The following is a 15,962-nucleotide window of genomic DNA, read 5'->3' as shown; positions in this document are numbered from 1 at the left end:
AGATGTCCGATGAGGTCGGCTCCGGTCACGTATCGATCTTCCCGGTGATGACCGGCTTCAAGGGCAAGGTTGCGCGCGAGACCGAGCAGGCTGGCGCGGCCGGTGCGAAGACCTTCAACAAGGGCTTCAAGGGTGCAGGTAGCCTCACCGGTCGCTCCCTCGGACGTGAGATGCAGCAGTCGCTGAACTCGTCGACCGCCGGTCTCGGCGCCGATGCGATGAGGTCCCTGAACCGTGAGGTCGCGTCCGCGTCCGCTGTGCTCTCCCGTGCCCGTCTGAAGCAGCAGGACGAGGCGGGCAAGGTTCGCGTCGCCGAGTCGAAGCTGCAGGAGGCGATCGCCAAGTCGGGCGCGGAGTCCTCCCAGGCGGTGGCGGCTGAGGAGCGTCTCGCCGCCGCTCGTCGTCGCAGCGCGGCGGCTTCCGCGTCGGTAACGGCTGCATCTGCACGTCTGACCGCCGCGCAGACCGCAGTCGTCACGGCGACGGCCTCGCTCGCTGCCGCGTCTGCTCGCGCCCACACCGGTTTGCGTGGCGTGGCCGGTGCGCTCCGAGATGGCTGGACGAACGCCGCCGCGGCCCGGTCTGCCTTCACGGGCGTGATCGGGTCGCTCGCGGGGATCGTGCGTGCCGCGTCGGATATCACCGGTGTCACGCGCATCGCGCGGCTGATGGCCTCGCAGGTGTCGCGTGCGTTCACGTCGATGGCGACGATGGTCGGTGGCGGCCTTGCGAAGGCGTGGGCTGCGTCGAAGTCGTGGCTCGGGTCGGTCGGAAAGACCGTGCGTGGTGCGTTCGCGCCGTTCACCCAGTACGCGGCCGCGCTGGGGGCGCGCCTTGCGTCTCCGTTCGTGCGGCTCGGTTCGAAGGTCTCATCGTGGATGAGTCCTGTCACCTCGCAGGTCGGTGCGCTGTTCGCCAAGCTCGGTGCTGCCGCTGGCCCCGCCGCGTCCCGGCTGGTGTCTTCCTTCGGGCGCGGTGTCTCTTCCATCGGGGGAGTGGCGCAGCGTGCCCTGTCCTCGGTCGTCTCGGCCGCAAGCAACGCCGGAGCCGCCGCAGGGCGTGCGCTCGGCGCGGGGATCCAGAACGCTGCGACCGGTGCCGTCGGCATCGCTGCAGCGGGAATCGGTATCGCCCTTGGGAAGGGCTTCGGTCGTCTGACCGCGATCGACACCGCGCAGGCGAAGCTTCGCGGTTTCGGCAAGGACGCCGGCGAGATCAAGGCGATCATGGCCGACGCGTCCGCGTCGGTCAAGGGAACAGCCTTCGGTCTCGGTGAAGCGGCGACCGTCGCTGGTGCGGCCGTCGCTGCGGGCATCAAGCCGGGCGAGCAGCTGCAGAGCCACCTCAAGAGCATCGCGAACAACGCCTCCGCGGCGGGGCTCACGATGCAGGAGATGGGCTCCATCTTCAACAAGGCGGCGACCCAGGCCAACGGCGTCCAGAACGACGTCATCGGTCAGCTCGCCGACAAGGGCATCCCGATCTATCAGGAGCTCGGCAAGCAGCTCGGCGTCACTGCCGGCGACGTCTTCGACATGGCGTCGAAGGGCAAGATCGACTTCGCGACGTTCTCGAAGGCCGCGACCGCGGCCGCAGGCACTGTCGCGGACGAGATGGGGAAGACCGTCCCCGGGGCGACGAAGAACTTCTTCGCCGCCATGGGGCGCATCGGCGCGAACGCGCTCGGTGGGCTCGAAGAGGGATCGTTCTACTCCAAGCTCGGGCCGCTGATCAACTCCGTGTCGAAGGCTCTGGGCCCGCTCGAGGAGCGGGCGAAGGGCGTCGGCGCGGCGTGGAACTCCTGGGTCGGTCCGATCATGGACCGCCTCACCGGGTTCTTCACCTCTGTGGGTGACGGCAGTAGCGACCTCATCGGCAAGCTCAAGGAGTTCGCGCCGATCCTTGCCCCGCTCGCGGGCGCGTTCGCGGCTCTCGGTGCGGGTGGACTCGGCGGGCTACTCGCTCGCCTCGGTCCGCTCGCGTCGCTGCTGCCCGGTCTGAGCGGCGCGCTCGGTCTCCTTGGTGGTCCGCTCGGTATCGCTGCGGCCGCGTTCGGGGCGTTCGCGCTGTCGGGCGGGGACGTCAGCGGTCTCGTCTCCGGCATCACAGGCATCATCGATCAAGTTGTGGCCGCGCTCCCGCAGCTTGTCGACGCTGTCGTCGGTGCTATCCCGGGCATCGTTGACGGGTTGCTCGGCGCGATCCCGCAGCTACTCGAAGCTGCGACCAGTATCGTCTTCGCTTTGGTACGGGGCATCGTAACCGCGATCCCCGTGCTCGTCGAGGGTGCTCTCGCGCTCGTCGACGGGCTCGTCAGCGCTCTGATCACGAACCTGCCCGCGATCATTGACGGGGCGATCCAGCTGGTGACCGCTCTCGTTGAGGGTTTGATCACCGCGCTGCCGCTGCTCGTCGACGGTGCTTTGCAACTGGTGTCGGGTCTGCTTGAGGCGATCGTTGCGGCACTGCCGACGATCATCCATGGTGGCGTGCAGTTGCTCATGTCCCTCGTGGACGGGCTGATCCAGGCACTGCCTCAGCTGCTTACCGCAGCACTCGAACTCGTGATGGGCTTGCTCACCGCGATCCTCGAGAACCTGCCGATGATCATTGACGCGGGCATTCAACTGCTCCTGTCGCTGGTCACCGGGCTGATCGACGCGCTCCCGCAACTCGTCGAGGCCGCGATCACTCTCGTGCTTCAACTCGTCACCGGGCTGCTGGACGCGCTGCCGCAGCTGATCGAGGCGGGCATTCAGCTCGTCGTCGCTCTGATCACGGGGCTGATCGAGGCGATCCCGCAGATCATCGACATGCTCCCACAGATCATCTCGGCAATCTGGGATGGGCTCGTGGCGGTCGACTGGCTCGACCTCGGGGCACAGATCATCAAGGGCATCATCGACGGCCTGTTCAGCATGGTCGGCTCTCTCGGCGACGCGGTCGGCGACATCGTCGGCACGATCACCGATTTCTTCCCTCACTCGCCGGCGAAGCGCGGTCCCCTTTCGGGTGCCGGGTGGAAGCGGTTGAAGGACTCCGGTAAGGCCACGTTGGAGCAGTTCAACGCGGGTGCGAAGTCGGAGTCGGGGGAGTTCGGAGCATCACTCGTCGACATGGCGAAGGACGCGTCCGTGCGGGCACAGGCGGCGATGCAGAGTGCGTCGATGACGATCTCTGCTTCGGCCGGCCAGAGCACTGGCACGGGTGGAGATGCGGCTCCCGCTGAGATCCCGCGTTCGGTGTCGCAGGTGAATCACTTCGACAAGACGGATCCGCGCGAAGGCGCGGAGCTCGCGAGTCAGCAGCTCACTGCGATGTTGAGGGGGGCGTGATGCTTCGAATCCATGTCGACGGCGTCAAGATTCTCGGGCATCCCGAGGAGAACGAGCGTCGCCCTCAGGGGCTGTTCGTGGCGCGGGACGGCTTCGAGGGGTGGGATGACGGGACGGACGCGCGTCGCGAGTCGATCGCGCGTCCGTCCGATCATGGCGATTTCGATCTGCCGGTGTATCAGTCGGCGCGGGTGTTCTCGATCGATGGACATGCTCTCGCACGCTCGGAGACTGACCTTGCCCAGCTGCGTAGCCAGGTGACGGGCGTCGGCGCTGCAGGCGGGCGTTTCCGGGTGAGCGTCGATCATCAAGGCGAGACGTTGTGGGCGTGGGCGCGGCGAGGGGGGAAGCCGACGTTTCGCGATGCTGGCGTCCGGTCAGGTCTCCTGCGCGCACGGTTCCTGATGCAGTTCGTGTCGGCCGATCCACGCAAGTACGGAGACGTGACCGACTTCCCTGCAGGACAGGCAGCTGTCCACCGGGGCAACTTCCCGGCCACACCGCGCCTGATGATCGGCGCCGGCACCGGCGCATACACGGTCACGGGACCGGGCGGTCGAACGATCGTGGTCGCGACGGCACCCGCCGCGGCGCACTACATCGACTTCGTGGCCGGGGGACTGTTCACCGCAGCCGGCGTGCGACAGGTCGGCGCGATCACAACGTACCGACCCTGGGGCATACCTGCAGGGCTGCCGGGCGTCGCAGCGACGATCAACGGAGCACGAACCCTCAGCCAACGAGTGACCGACACCTACATCTAGGAGGTTCGCGTGGCGAAGCTCCAGGCGTATGTCTGCAACGCTCTGACCGGGCAGCGTCTCGACACCATTCCGATGTCGGAATACACGTATGAGCGGCTGCTCTCGGCCGGTGATGCTGGATCCTCGATCACGATTCCGCTCGACAGTTCCTTCGGCCCCGCGGCATTGCGCAGCCTGATCGAACCATGGGCGCGAATGATCGCCGTCGAACGCGACGAGGTGCTCGAGTACATGGGGTACTCGATGGGCCACTCGAAGTATCAGCGGGGGCAGTCCAAGCTCCCGCTGAAGCTCGTCGATCTCTGGTCTCTTCTGGGGCGGCGCGGCGGGTGGAACCATGACGCCCCGAATCTGGAGAAATGGAAGGTCACGTACAACGCGACGATCCCGGCATTGGCAGAGTCGGTGCTGCGGCGAGGGCGCACTGGCCCTGCGTTGCCTTCGATGGCGTTCCCGTTGACGCTCCCCGGCGGGTACAGCGGTCCCGTCGTGACCCGCACCTACTACGGGTATCACCAGGAGATGGTGGGCGACGTTCTGAACGACCTCCTCGCTGAGGGTCTCGACATCTACTTCCGACCCCGATGGGCTGGCAACGGTGACGCCGACTGGCTGTTTGAGTCGGACGTGGACTGGTCGACCGGAGTGACGCGCGAGTTCGATGTCACCGCCCCTCTCTCGCCGATCACGGGGTTCACCGAGCAGGTCGATCCCACTCGCGTCACGAACAACGCACGGTACACCGGTGAGGGTTCCGAAGTGGACATGCTGGTGCGTTCCGAGAGGAACACGACATCCCCATACCCACTTCTCGACCGTACGACGAACGTGAAGCAGGTCGACCGGGTCGCGCAGTTGTCCGCGATGGCCGCACAGGATCTGGTCACGTTCGGCACCCCGACCGTGCAGTGGGAGTTCCAGGTCACCGCTGACACACCGATCGATATCGGTGACATGGCCCGGCTGCACTTCGACGGTGATCCGCTCATCCCCGACGGGTGGTATCGCCGCCGCGTCGTGAAGGTGTCCGGCGACCAATCCGAGGTGAAGACGATCAGCGTTCAGCCAACCGGGGGTGAGTGATGGGCGTCAACCACCTGGGAGATGCGGGGCTAAAGCAGGAGATTCAGCGGCTGTGGACTGAAGTCCACCGTGTCGGCAGGGCTACGCTGCAGCACGGCTCCATCGGCAACGCCGGCATCCGCTTCTACGACGCGGGCTCGGCAACTTTCGAGGGCGGCGGCGGCGTCTTCATCCTCGACGGCGGCAGCCTGACGGGAGCCGGGGGCGGCGTCCTCGATTGGACGGGCACCGTGTATCTGCGCGGCCCGACCGGCGTTCAGGGCAATTTCTCTACCTCCGGGTCCACCCGCCTCGCCGGCCCTGTGACCCTGGACAACAACCTCACACTGGGCACCGGGCGCATCGTCGTCGGGCCGCTGCTGATCGACAAGAATGGCAGCTACGGCGGTCGCGTCGTTTCCACGAGTACTCTGCTTCTCGACGCGTCGTCGGCGGTCATCCTTGGGGCTCCCGCGACTGTGCAGGGCGGTCTCACAGCGGTCGGCCTCATCACCGGAACCGCGTTGCAGTCCTTGAGCAATATCACTGCGCTGGGCAACATCACTGCTGTCGGCGACATCGGCGGCGGATCGAAGTCGTTCTGGATCGATCACCCCACCAAGCCGGGGAAGCAGCTGCGCCACGGATCCCTGGAGGGGCCGGAGCACGGCGTCTTCTACCGCGGTGTCGTCGAGTTTGACGCGGATGGTGAGGCCGTGTTTGACCTTCCCGAGTACTTCACCGCTCTCGTGCTCGTTGACGACGAGCCGACGGTCCAGGTGACCCCGATCGGGCGGCCGTTCATGGTCGGCGCTGAACGCGTCGCCGGAGGTGCTGTCACGGTCTACGGGGCCGCAGGGCGAGAAGCACACATCACGGTGACCGCCGCACGCGAGCACTTCGACGTAGAGCCCGACAAGACCGAACTCGAACCGATCGCGTCCGACTGGACTCCGCCGGTCGAAGACGATGACGAGGAGGAGTGATGGGTGGCACTGCAGGCGTGATCGTCAACCTTGGTGGTGGGCGGGGGCTTCTCCGTGAGGCGCCGGCGAAGTCTCTGGCGCGCATCGACCGAGCCCTGGGGCATCGGATGCAGATCACGGAGGCGCTCCGTTCGTGGTCTCAGCAGAACGAGCATTACCAGACGTTCCTGAGGTACGGGAGACCGATCGCCAAGTCTCCGGACGGGCCGCCGAAAGGTGACGGCCCGAGCATCCATCAGCTCGGGTACGCGATCGACTCCGATGAGGCGCAGGAGCATCAAGCACTCATGGAAGACCACGGGTGGCGGCGCACCGTCTACCGGTGGGTGGACGGCGTCTGGACCCTCATCGAAGGCTGGCACTTCGAGTACGACGAAGCGCGCGACAACCACCGCCACGAGGTCGTCACGCTCGTGCAGACCGCATCGGGTGCATGGCACTTGCCGAACCCGAACCCGCCGGCACTACCTGAACCTGAGATCGGAGATATCGAAATGCGCATGATCTGGAACGGGGATGACCCGAATGAGGAGACGAAGCGCGCACTGGTGGGAGAACTCACCTTCCAGCGCCTCTCGCCCCGTGCATCGACGCGTGAGCGGAAGCTGTTCGGGAAGCCGGTCGACGTGAACAACGCCGAGTACGACGGGTTCCTCGGGACCGTGAACGCCCGCCGCGCGAGCGCAGGGTTGAAGCCCCTCCCGAACCCGCGCACGAGCTGATGATCGCCTTCCTGAAAGTCTGGCGCGGCGTCGCGGAGCCGAAGGTCGTCACGTTGATCTCCTTCTTCGTGTACGTCGGCGCCGCGGCCGGATCGATATGGACGTTCACCGAACCGTCGCTGACGCTCCTCGGCGAGCTCGGCCCGATCATCACCCGCGTCCTCGCGGTGCTGATCTTCCTCGGCGCGCTCATGGCCTCGGCCGCGGCGCTCCCGGGGTACTGGGCGCTCGAGCGGGTTGGCGTCGCGTTCATGATCCTCGGCCTCGCCGGCTACTTCGGCGTCGTCATCTACATGCACGCCACCTCCGAGGGCTCGCGCGCGCAGCAGCTCACCGGCCTGTTCGTCGGTATCGGTCTGCTCGCCGCGCAACTCGCACGCATCTGGAGCAAGGACTGGGCACCGAGTAAGGCACGCATCACATGAACCCCGCCGAGTGGGGAACCCCCGCAACTGTCATCGCTGTCCTCACTCTCCTCGGCCTCGGAAACCTCGCCCCGAAAGCAGCCGGACTCATCTGGCGCGGCATCACCGGAGGCGCGAAGCGCGCCCGAGACGAGAACGACCGCCTCCGCGTGGAGAACGACATCGAGTCCACGCATCGCCGCCTGCTCCAGGAGGCGCTCTCCGCGACCCGCATCGTCGCACTCAACCACGGCGTCCGCGTCGAAGACCTTCCCGAAGTTCCCGGGCGCCCCGCCCGGCCCCACCGTTAGGACACCGCACATGAACATCGAACTCCCAGCAGTCCCCGCAGGCATCGTCGTCCTGCTCGGATTCTTCGCCCCGTACGCGATCGCTGCACTAAACGGGGCGCTGGCATTCGTGAAGAAGACGTGGCAGAAGAAGGCGGTGACCGTGATCGTCGCCGTGCTGCTCGCCGTGATCGTGATCGTGTTCTACCAGAACATCACCGGCGAACCTGTCGGCAACCTGTGGGTGTTCGCGTTGCTCTCTCTCGGCATCGTGAGCCTCTCCTACGCGCTCGTGACCAAGCAGACGGCAGCGGCGGTCGAACGCAACATTGAGGCGGGCGTCACGCTGCGTCGCGACCTCAAGGGCGACTGATGGTCACGTACGCGTACACCGGCAAGCTCTCCGACATCGGGCTCGGGAACCTCGGCGGCTGGCTGCCCGAGATGACTGTCCGACCGAAGGTCTCAGCATTCGGACCGGACGGTTTGATCTCCGATGTGCGCGTGCCGGTGACGCTGACGGCAGGCGCCTTCTCAATGAACCTCGTCCCCTCCGGCGAGCTCACCCCGGCCACGGGCGGATCGCCTGGCATCGACTACGTGATCGAGGTCGGGCGCTTCGAGTTGGCCGACGATCTCACGAAGATCTGGCACGGCACCGAAGCATGGGAGTTCACGGCCGTCGTCGGCGGCGGCAACATCGGCGAGATGAATGGTGGATCCCTGCTCGCCGTCTGGATCGGCCCGCCGTGGCCTGCGGACACACCCGCAGGTCTCTATATCGACATGACGCCCCCGAACGCGTGGGGAGTGAGGAGCTAGACCATGGCGCTTCCATCGGGAGTACCGCAGCTCGGTTCATTCAAGGGTGCGAAGGGTGACAAGGGTCTCACCGGGACGTTGGCGTTCGTCACCGCTGAGACCATCCCCGCCGATCAGCCAGCAGAAGCACAGATGATCGGAACGGAATCGAACCGCGGTGTACACCTGAAGGTGTCCCGGGGGCTCCCTGGTCTGAATGCCGTGCCGACAGACGACGCGATCGCCACCTACATCCCGGCGAGCGACACCGCTACGGGCCGTGCTGTGCGCGACGCGACCGGTGTGCTGTCGGCCGCACCATACATCGTCGGCGACGGCATCGCAGACGACTCCGATGGGCTGATCGCTGCCGCTAGCGCGGCGAACGCAGCGGGCCTCCCTCTCTACATCCCGCCGGTCGACGTGCGAATCACGAAGACAGTCACGCTCTACGGCTCCGTGCGCTCCGAGGCGCGTTTCCTCGCTGCCGGAACCTCGAACGCTCGCATCGTGCTCGGGCGCGACGGGAGCCCGACCGCGATCACCCCGTCCGCAGTCACCGGGCTGACGAAGGGGTCGACGCAGACGACCGGTATCGGCGGATCTGGGACGCTCATCATCGTTTCCTCCGAGGAACTGATCGGCCGCTACATGTCCGGACCCGCTGCCGCGTACACGAAGCAAGAGGCGGTGCGCGTGGGCGTCGACGGTAGCGCATTCCCGCCGATCGACAACACCTACGACCTCACGAAGGTCACGACCCTCGACCTCCACGCCCCCGAAACACCGACACAGGTGACCGGTATCGAAGTCATCGTAGACGGAGCCGCCGCCGGCGCGAACGACAACTTCGTCACGATCGCCCGCTCGAACGTCGAGGTGCGAGGGCTCCGAGTCATCAATACGACCGGGCAAGCGCTGACCAGTGCGGTGCGTATCCAGGATGCCGTGAGCGTCGCGCTCATCGCGCCGAAAATTCACGGCTTCGACCTGAACGGGGCCGGATACGGCATCGCCAAGTACCGGTCGTCTGATATCCGCATCGAGGATGCAGAAATCACTCAGTGCCGCCATGCGGTGACAGGACGATACGAGAACAGGGTTCGCCTTGTCCGCGGCTTCTATGGCGGCGGCGTGGACACGCACTGGGGCACGGGGCTGGTCGCCGAAGCGATCACGTCGATCGTTCCCGGCAGCGGCACACATTTCGCTGTCGCTGGCGGTTCCGTCGCTGTGATCGGTGGCGACTTCTTCGGAGGACGCAACCTCGTCGGCATCCGTGCGGACACTCCTGAGCTCGCCGGCATCATCGAAGTCCGAGGCGCGAAGTGGACGTGCGATGCGTCGACCGGAACCGCGCCGACGCCATGGGTTGTGGGGTACTCAACCATCAACGACGGTGGGCACGGGTACGACTTCGGTCATATCCTCGCAGCCCCGTCCGTGCTCATCCACGACGTCGTGCTCACGCTCCCCACACCACGGGTTGCGTCGGCCGTCACCATTGGTGCGCAGTCGTTCCAGCGGAACCATCTTCCCGCGGTGGAGATTGACAACTTCCAGGTTGTGAACCCGGGAGCACGGGTGGTCGCTGCGGCACTCGTCAAGTCCGCGACGACTCTGCCCGACACGGGAAGTGCGACCGCAGTCACCGTGCGACGGATGACGTTCCCGGCCGCGAACGACGCCGGGATCTCCATAACCAACGAGGGTGACACCCCGGGTGGAGCGATGTTCAAGGTGTTGGTCGAAGACTCCATGAACGTTGCCATCAAGGTTCCCGAGCCATCGACATCGAACCTGGTGATCCGTCGCTCGCGTGTGATCCAGTTGATGCGTGTCGCGGCCTCCGCCCAGACCTTTGTCGGTGACTGGTCGATCGAGGACTGCGACCTCGCCGCCCCGGCACTCAGCGGATACTGGCTTGCGGATTTCCTCCGATGCCGATGGAGTGGGGCCGTGACAAACACGCAGGCGCCGGTCAACAGCCGATGCAAGTCCTACATCACCAACAGGGCGGTCATCGGCGCGACCGGCGTACCCACCGTGGCGGACCCCTACCGGAACCCCGCTTATTACGCCTGACGGCAGAGGAGAGAGTATGCCAGAGGAACGATATATTTCAGAGGATGCGCCGATCAGTGCCGCACTCACCATGAAGCTCCAGCAGCTGTACGCCGAGATGGCGGAGGCTCCTATCGAGCAATGGCAAGACGTGAAGGACCGAGTTATCTGGAGCTTCTTCCAAGAAGTCATCGTGGCGGTGCATCAGCTTGAGACGGGCGAGCCGCCGCGCTACGACTCGGAGATTGACAAGAACGACATTCGCATCCGCTGACTCGCGTGAATGCCCCCTCATCCCTCAGGATGAGGGGGCATTTCGCGTTTCCCGCCAACGATGAAGATCCCACGCTGCACGGGGGCGCTAGTACCTTCGCGCACGGCCTACCGACGGAGCCGCCCTGGTAAGTGTGCAATACTGCACGGGTGGGGGCTACCGACTGGCGTCAGTACGTTGACGAAGACACGCTCCCCGACGGCATGGCGGAATTCTTCGACGAGCTTCACAGTTCGGGTTGGTATGTCCGCTCCCGTTGGGGAGACGCATCGGTGCGCATTTGGCCCGACGACGGTCGGCGTTATCAGGTGACCATCGATCTCCGTCACCCCATCAATGAGCCCCGTCGCGAGGTTATCCTTGCGCGGATTGAAGAACACCAGCAAGCGGTCGAAGCAAGAGGAGGAAGATGATGATCAACGGCATTCACATCACGGCAACGTTCAACGAGCCCAAGCCATTCACCGACGAATGGCTCGAAGCCGTCTACACCTCCGTGCAGAACAACATGGCTGTCGTCAGTGCAGACATGCTCGTGAACGAGGACGAGTCCTCGGTCGCGTTCCACCTGGGTATCGACTGCACGCTCGCGTCGTCCGACACATTCGTCGAGGACGTCGCGGAAGATGCGCTGAAGAAGGCCTTTGACGACGCAGATAACGGGCGCGTGCCGCTCACTGTCGTGTCGGGTCCAGTCGAGGTCTTTGCTTAGTCCGCGACGGACGCACAAAAAGCCCCCACTCTCCTTCGGGAGGGTGGGGGCCTTTTGCAAGGTTCGTCGGCATGGCCATCGAGAGGATAGTGCGAGTCAGTGACAACGAGAGAGGAATGCCTGATCGAACTTGCTGACTACCTCCTAGAGGTGATGGGGGACCACTCCGAATCAGCGGAGACCCGGGTGGTTGGCCAGCGAACAGAGCCCTCAGATGTTGCATGGCGCAGGTCGGGTGATGTCGCAGCGCGCATCCTTGAGAACCTTGCCTATCGAGATGCTCTGCCAAAGGGTGGAGATTCGTCGGATCGATAGCGCATGTGGCGGGGGATAGGAGTGAACGGCTCGCGGGGTCCCTCGAACGAATTCGAGATCGGATCGGAGTAGTCCGACACGCCATTGGCCCAGTCCGCCACGTCCTCGGCAATGTAGACCACGGTCTGCGGGGTCGGCTTCAAGAACCTAGGCCCGCGACCCTTGAACCGAAGGTCCTGGACTCGCCATCGCGGGAGATCGGGCACCAAGCCGACAAGATCACCCTCTGTGATGTAGGTTCTCTGCCGCAGGATGGTCAGATTGGCATCCTGATAGCAGTAGGTGCGCGTTGCGCTCGGAGGTGTACGCAGGTGTCCTCCAGGCCCGCTTGTCCACTCCCACCACACAGTGCTTTCAAGCCAGCGCCGGAAGCTGAGCTCGTCGTAGATCACCTCGCCATCGCTTAGCCTCCGGATTGGCGGGACGTTCAGAGACGGATGGAACCTCGACTCTCGACGTAAGCGGTTGAGGCGAGAGGCGGTCAGGCCTGGAGCGATTGAAGCGGCCTCCGGCAGACCGATCCATTCAGTGGTCATGACAACACATCCTGGCATCTGATCCATGGTTTAGTCGTGGTTTTGAATGCGTACATAGATGTACTTGGATGCACTGATCCCGCGAGATGATGGGGACGGTGCAAGGAAGTACGTCTATGAACATCGCATACTTCAAACGGGGGTTACGGGTTCGAGTCCCGTAGTCGGCTCTGTGATCCCTCGACCCGCGAGAGCCTTTCGGGGTCGGTCACCCTCCTGAGGGGTTCTCCAGCGGCTTTCCGTCGTCGTCGGTCGTCTCCGCGTCGAGGATCTCATCGGTATCGGGGTGAGTATCCTCCGGGGCCCCTCCGGATGCGGTGTCCGCTTCTTCATCGGCCCCGGGGGTGCCCTGGGTGTTCTTCGGATCGCTCATCGTGTCTCCTCTGTCTTCGCGGTTCATCGGTTCCGAGCACCCTACGCGCGCCCCCGACGCGATCGAGAGGGGGTTGACGGCGTCGGGTTCCGCGCGACGGCTAAGCTCGGCGACATGCGCCTGTGGAACCGATTCACGTTCTGGACGTACGTCGCGTTCGGGTCGTTGGCGGCGTTCGCGGCGCTCGGCGGCGTCGGGATGCTGTTCTTCGCACCTGGCACGGGCGTCGTGCTGCTCGTGGTCTCGGCTGTACTCGGGATGCTCTCGCTCTCGGTCAAGCGCAGCTACGACGCCGTCACTCGTCCCGAGGACTGAACGCCGTCGACATACGCCGTCACAGGGGAATGCGAGGGTCTTCTCGCCCGTTGTCACGATCATGACTCGTATCGGAACCAGTGATCTTGACGTCTTCCCGCTCGCTCTCGGCGGCAACGTGTTCGGCTGGACCGCCGACCGCGACGCTTCGTTCGCGGTGCTCGACGCCTTCGTGGCAGGCGGGGGCGATTTCATCGACACCGCCGATTCGTACAGCGCCTGGGTGCCGGGCAACGAGGGCGGCGAGAGCGAGACGATCGTCGGTCAGTGGCTCGCGTCGCGCAATCCGCAGGACGTCGTCGTCGCGACCAAGGTGAGTCAGCACCCGGAGTTCCGCGGGCTGTCTGCCGAGAACGTGCGCCGGGCCGCAGAGGCGTCGCTCGCCCGTCTCGGTGTCGACACGATCGACCTCTACTACGCGCACTTCGACGACGAGACGGTTCCCCTCGAAGACACCGTCGGCGCGTTCGGACAGCTCGTCACCGACGGTCTCGTGCGCAACATCGCGGTGTCGAACTACTCCGCCGAGCGCATCCGCGAATGGATCGCGATCTCCGACCGCCTCGGCGTCTCGCGCCCGGTCGCCGTGCAGCCGCATTACAACCTCGTCCACCGCAACGACGTCGAGGAGACGATCGTCCCTGTGGCTCATGAGTTCGAGCTCGGCCTGGTGCCGTACTACTCCCTGGCGAGCGGATTCCTGACCGGCAAGTACCGGTCGACGGACGTGGCTGGACAGTCCTCGCCGCGCGCCCAGGGCGCCGCCAAGTACGCCACGGATGCGGGGCTCCGCATCATCGATGCCCTGGAGGAGATCGGTGAGGCGTACGGTGCGTCGATCGCCGCGACGTCGCTGGCGTGGCTCCGCGCCCAGCCGGCCGTCGTCGCGCCGATCGCGAGTGCCCGCACGGTGGGACAGGTCCCCGACCTGCTCGCCGGTGCGCGCCTGGAGCTCACCGCCGACGAGGTCCGGTTGCTCAACCGCGTTTCGGAGTGGACTCCGGCGCGCTCCTGACCCTGACGACGAGCCCCGCACCCGGTCGACGCGTCCCTGACCGGCGCTAGGACTCCGTGGGAAGGGGTGTGTCGTCGACCAGGCCGAGCCGGTGGGCCAGGATCACGGCGTGGATGCGGTCGCGGGCTCCCAGCTTCGACAGCACTCGGCCGACGTGGGTCTTCACGGTCGATTCGCTGACGAAGAGGGTGCTCGCGATCTCGGCGTTCGTGAGTCCGCGACCGATCGCGAGGAACACGTCGCGCTCGCGGTCGGTCAGCTCGTCGGCGACGTTCGTCTCGGAGGGGGTGCTCGTGCCCGCGCTCGGCAGCACGGGCGTGACGTGCTCGAGCAGCATGCGGGTGACACGAGGCGACAGGGCGGCGTCGCCACGATGCACCGAGCGCAGCGCCGCCAGCATCTCGTGACGCTGCACATCCTTCAGGAGGAAGCCGCTGGCGCCAGCGCGGATCGCTCCGAACGCGTATTCGTCGAGATCGAACGTCGTGAGCACGAGCACGCGGGTCTGCGGGTGCGAGCGCACGATCGACTCCGTCGCGGCGATGCCGTCGAGGCCCGGCATCCGGATGTCCATCAGCACGAGATCCGGATGCAGCGCCGCGGCCTGCACGATCGCCTCCCGTCCGTCGCCGGCTTCACCCACGACCTCGATGTCGTCCTCGGCTTCCAGGACCATCCGGAACCCCAGACGGATGAGCTGCTGGTCGTCGACCAGGAGCACCCGGATCCGTTCCGTCATGAGTTCTTCTCCCTCTCGTCGTTGTCGGTGGGAAGTTCGGCGCGCAGCATCCATCGTCCGCCACCCCGCGGGCCGTACTCGATCGTGCCTCGCACATGTGCGATGCGCTCCGACAACCCGCGCAGTCCGAACCCGGGGCTGTCGGACGCCTGCGCGGCACCGTCGTTGACGATGTCGACGACGACCGCTGCTGCCCGGTGCTCGATGCGCACACCGATGGCGTTCGCCGTGGGGGAGTGGCGCATCGCGTTCGTCACCCCTTCCTGCACGATCCGCGACACGGCGTGCGAGAGCGCGGGCGAGAGGTCGGAGGCCCCGCTGACCGCGAGCGACACGGGGAAGCCCGCGCGCTGCGCCGTCGTGACGGTATCGTGCGGCGTCGGCGCGGCGATCGGGGCGAGTGGCAGCGTCGCGTCATCGGCGCGCAGCACCCCGAGCATCGACCGCATCTCGGTGAGCGCGGTGCGGGCGGTCTCGGCCGATGCGGCCGCGGCGGTGCGGGCCTGATCCCGGTCGGGCGTGGCCGCTGCGCCCTCGGACAGCGCGACGATCACGGTGAGGGAGTGCGAGACGATGTCGTGCATCTCGCGAGCGATACGTGCACGTTCGGCGGCCGCGGCGAGCTGCGCCTGCTGATCACGCTCGACCAGAAGCTGTCGTGAGCGGTCGATGACGGCCGCCAGGTACCTCTTGCGGCCGCCGACGTTGACGCCGATCAGCGTGCCGATGAGGCCCAGCACGAGCGAGCTGACGACGGAGTTGGCCGCGATCTGCAGGCTGATGACGTCGGTGAGGGTGAGGATTCCCGCGAAGGCGGTCAGAGCGGCCAGAGCGATGGCGAAGCATTTCCACGCGAGGGCGGTGGAACGGTACACCGCGAGGGCGTAGCAGGTGGCGAGGACGAGTGGGGTTCCGACCGGCATGTCGATCAGGAGGAACGAGGCCTCGACCGTGAACGCCGCCACGAAGGGGACGAACGGGACGCGGCGGCGCCAGAACAGCGTCACGCACGCGCCGACGACGGCGATGGGCAGCAGCACGGCCATGGTCACCGTGATCGGAGTGGGGAGATCGGGGTTGATCCGCATCGCGGGAGTGAGCGACAGGAGCAGGCACACCAGCGCGATCAGAACGTCTGCGACGCGCGGATGCCGTGCCCAGAATCGACGGAAGACCCCGGGGGGACGCGGAAGCCGCAGCTCCTCGTCCTCGCGGATCGAGATGCTGCGGCTTCGCGTTCTGCTCACCCGGCTGA

Annotated in this window: 18 protein-coding genes; 15 read left to right on the top strand and 3 right to left on the bottom strand. The window is 65.8% G+C overall.

Annotated elements, in window-relative coordinates; translation table 11 throughout:
* The first annotated feature begins 2 nt into the window (after positions 1 to 2).
* The 13 genes from P0Y60_14460 (at position 3) to P0Y60_14400 (ending at position 11,414) form a co-directional block, all read left to right on the top strand.
* Entirely contained in the window at positions 3 to 3,335 is a 3,333-nt protein-coding gene (locus tag P0Y60_14460; GenBank protein WEK60500.1) for a tape measure protein, read from the top strand.
* Positions 3,335 to 4,099: a hypothetical protein gene (locus tag P0Y60_14455; protein WEK60499.1), complete on the top strand. Its 765-nt coding sequence runs from the start codon at positions 3,335 to 3,337 to the stop codon at positions 4,097 to 4,099. The genes P0Y60_14460 and P0Y60_14455 overlap by 1 nt, the downstream gene beginning before the upstream one ends.
* A 9-nt stretch (positions 4,100 to 4,108) precedes the next feature.
* On the top strand, positions 4,109 to 5,182 hold the full coding sequence (locus tag P0Y60_14450; protein ID WEK60498.1) for a hypothetical protein: 1,074 nt from the start codon (positions 4,109 to 4,111) through the stop codon (positions 5,180 to 5,182).
* On the top strand, positions 5,182 to 6,147 hold the full coding sequence (locus tag P0Y60_14445; GenBank protein ID WEK60497.1) for a hypothetical protein: 966 nt from the start codon (positions 5,182 to 5,184) through the stop codon (positions 6,145 to 6,147). The genes P0Y60_14450 and P0Y60_14445 overlap by 1 nt, the downstream gene beginning before the upstream one ends.
* Positions 6,147 to 6,869: a D-alanyl-D-alanine carboxypeptidase family protein gene (locus tag P0Y60_14440; GenBank protein ID WEK60496.1), complete on the top strand. Its 723-nt coding sequence runs from the start codon at positions 6,147 to 6,149 to the stop codon at positions 6,867 to 6,869. Before P0Y60_14445 ends, P0Y60_14440 begins: the two co-directional genes overlap by 1 nt.
* Complete coding sequence (locus P0Y60_14435) at positions 6,869 to 7,294, top strand: hypothetical protein (GenBank protein WEK60495.1); 426 nt, start codon at positions 6,869 to 6,871, stop codon at positions 7,292 to 7,294. Before P0Y60_14440 ends, P0Y60_14435 begins: the two co-directional genes overlap by 1 nt.
* Positions 7,291 to 7,584 (top strand): hypothetical protein, encoded by a 294-nt coding sequence (locus P0Y60_14430; GenBank protein ID WEK60494.1) that lies wholly within the window; start codon positions 7,291 to 7,293, stop codon positions 7,582 to 7,584. Before P0Y60_14435 ends, P0Y60_14430 begins: the two co-directional genes overlap by 4 nt.
* Before the next feature lie 10 nt (positions 7,585 to 7,594).
* A complete protein-coding gene (locus tag P0Y60_14425; GenBank protein WEK60493.1) occupies positions 7,595 to 7,936 on the top strand; it encodes a hypothetical protein in 342 nt (113 codons plus the stop codon).
* The gene (locus tag P0Y60_14420) at positions 7,936 to 8,385 is read left to right on the top strand and encodes a hypothetical protein (GenBank protein WEK60492.1); all 450 of its coding nucleotides are present in this window, start codon (positions 7,936 to 7,938) and stop codon (positions 8,383 to 8,385) included. The genes P0Y60_14425 and P0Y60_14420 overlap by 1 nt, the downstream gene beginning before the upstream one ends.
* A gap of 3 nt (positions 8,386 to 8,388) precedes the next feature.
* Complete coding sequence (locus tag P0Y60_14415; GenBank protein WEK60491.1) at positions 8,389 to 10,449, top strand: hypothetical protein; 2,061 nt, start codon at positions 8,389 to 8,391, stop codon at positions 10,447 to 10,449.
* Positions 10,450 to 10,465: 16 nt separating this feature from the next.
* Positions 10,466 to 10,702, top strand: coding sequence for a hypothetical protein (locus P0Y60_14410; GenBank protein WEK60490.1), 237 nt, complete (start codon positions 10,466 to 10,468; stop codon positions 10,700 to 10,702).
* 149 nt (positions 10,703 to 10,851) lie between these two features.
* Complete coding sequence (locus P0Y60_14405; GenBank protein WEK60489.1) at positions 10,852 to 11,115, top strand: hypothetical protein; 264 nt, start codon at positions 10,852 to 10,854, stop codon at positions 11,113 to 11,115.
* A complete protein-coding gene (locus P0Y60_14400) occupies positions 11,112 to 11,414 on the top strand; it encodes a hypothetical protein (protein WEK60488.1) in 303 nt (100 codons plus the stop codon). The genes P0Y60_14405 and P0Y60_14400 overlap by 4 nt, the downstream gene beginning before the upstream one ends.
* A gap of 1,059 nt (positions 11,415 to 12,473) precedes the next feature.
* On the opposite strand, the gene P0Y60_14395 is transcribed toward P0Y60_14400, so the two are convergent.
* Positions 12,474 to 12,638 carry a hypothetical protein gene (locus P0Y60_14395; protein WEK60487.1) on the bottom strand — a complete coding sequence of 55 codons (165 nt, stop codon included), beginning with the start codon at positions 12,636 to 12,638 and terminating at the stop codon, positions 12,474 to 12,476.
* Between the two features lie 114 nt (positions 12,639 to 12,752).
* Between P0Y60_14395 and P0Y60_14390 the strand changes: the two genes are divergently transcribed.
* Together P0Y60_14390 and P0Y60_14385 are read left to right on the top strand one after the other, a co-directional pair.
* On the top strand, positions 12,753 to 12,953 hold the full coding sequence (locus P0Y60_14390) for a hypothetical protein (protein WEK60486.1): 201 nt from the start codon (positions 12,753 to 12,755) through the stop codon (positions 12,951 to 12,953).
* Positions 12,954 to 13,014: 61 nt separating this feature from the next.
* Entirely contained in the window at positions 13,015 to 13,968 is a 954-nt protein-coding gene (locus P0Y60_14385) for an aldo/keto reductase (protein WEK60485.1), read from the top strand.
* A gap of 46 nt (positions 13,969 to 14,014) precedes the next feature.
* On the opposite strand, the gene P0Y60_14380 is transcribed toward P0Y60_14385, so the two are convergent.
* Together P0Y60_14380 and P0Y60_14375 are read right to left on the bottom strand one after the other, a co-directional pair.
* On the bottom strand, positions 14,015 to 14,707 hold the full coding sequence (locus tag P0Y60_14380) for a response regulator transcription factor (protein WEK60484.1): 693 nt from the start codon (positions 14,705 to 14,707) through the stop codon (positions 14,015 to 14,017).
* Entirely contained in the window at positions 14,704 to 15,954 is a 1,251-nt protein-coding gene (locus P0Y60_14375; protein WEK60483.1) for a histidine kinase, read from the bottom strand. The genes P0Y60_14380 and P0Y60_14375 overlap by 4 nt, the downstream gene beginning before the upstream one ends.
* Between the last annotated feature and the right edge of the window lie 8 nt (positions 15,955 to 15,962).

This window comes from Candidatus Microbacterium colombiense (assembly GCA_029203165.1).
Lineage (GTDB): Bacteria > Actinomycetota > Actinomycetes > Actinomycetales > Microbacteriaceae > Microbacterium > Microbacterium colombiense.
The sequence above is the reverse complement of the archived record's forward strand: the minus strand, read 5'-3'. Positions and strand labels throughout refer to the sequence as shown.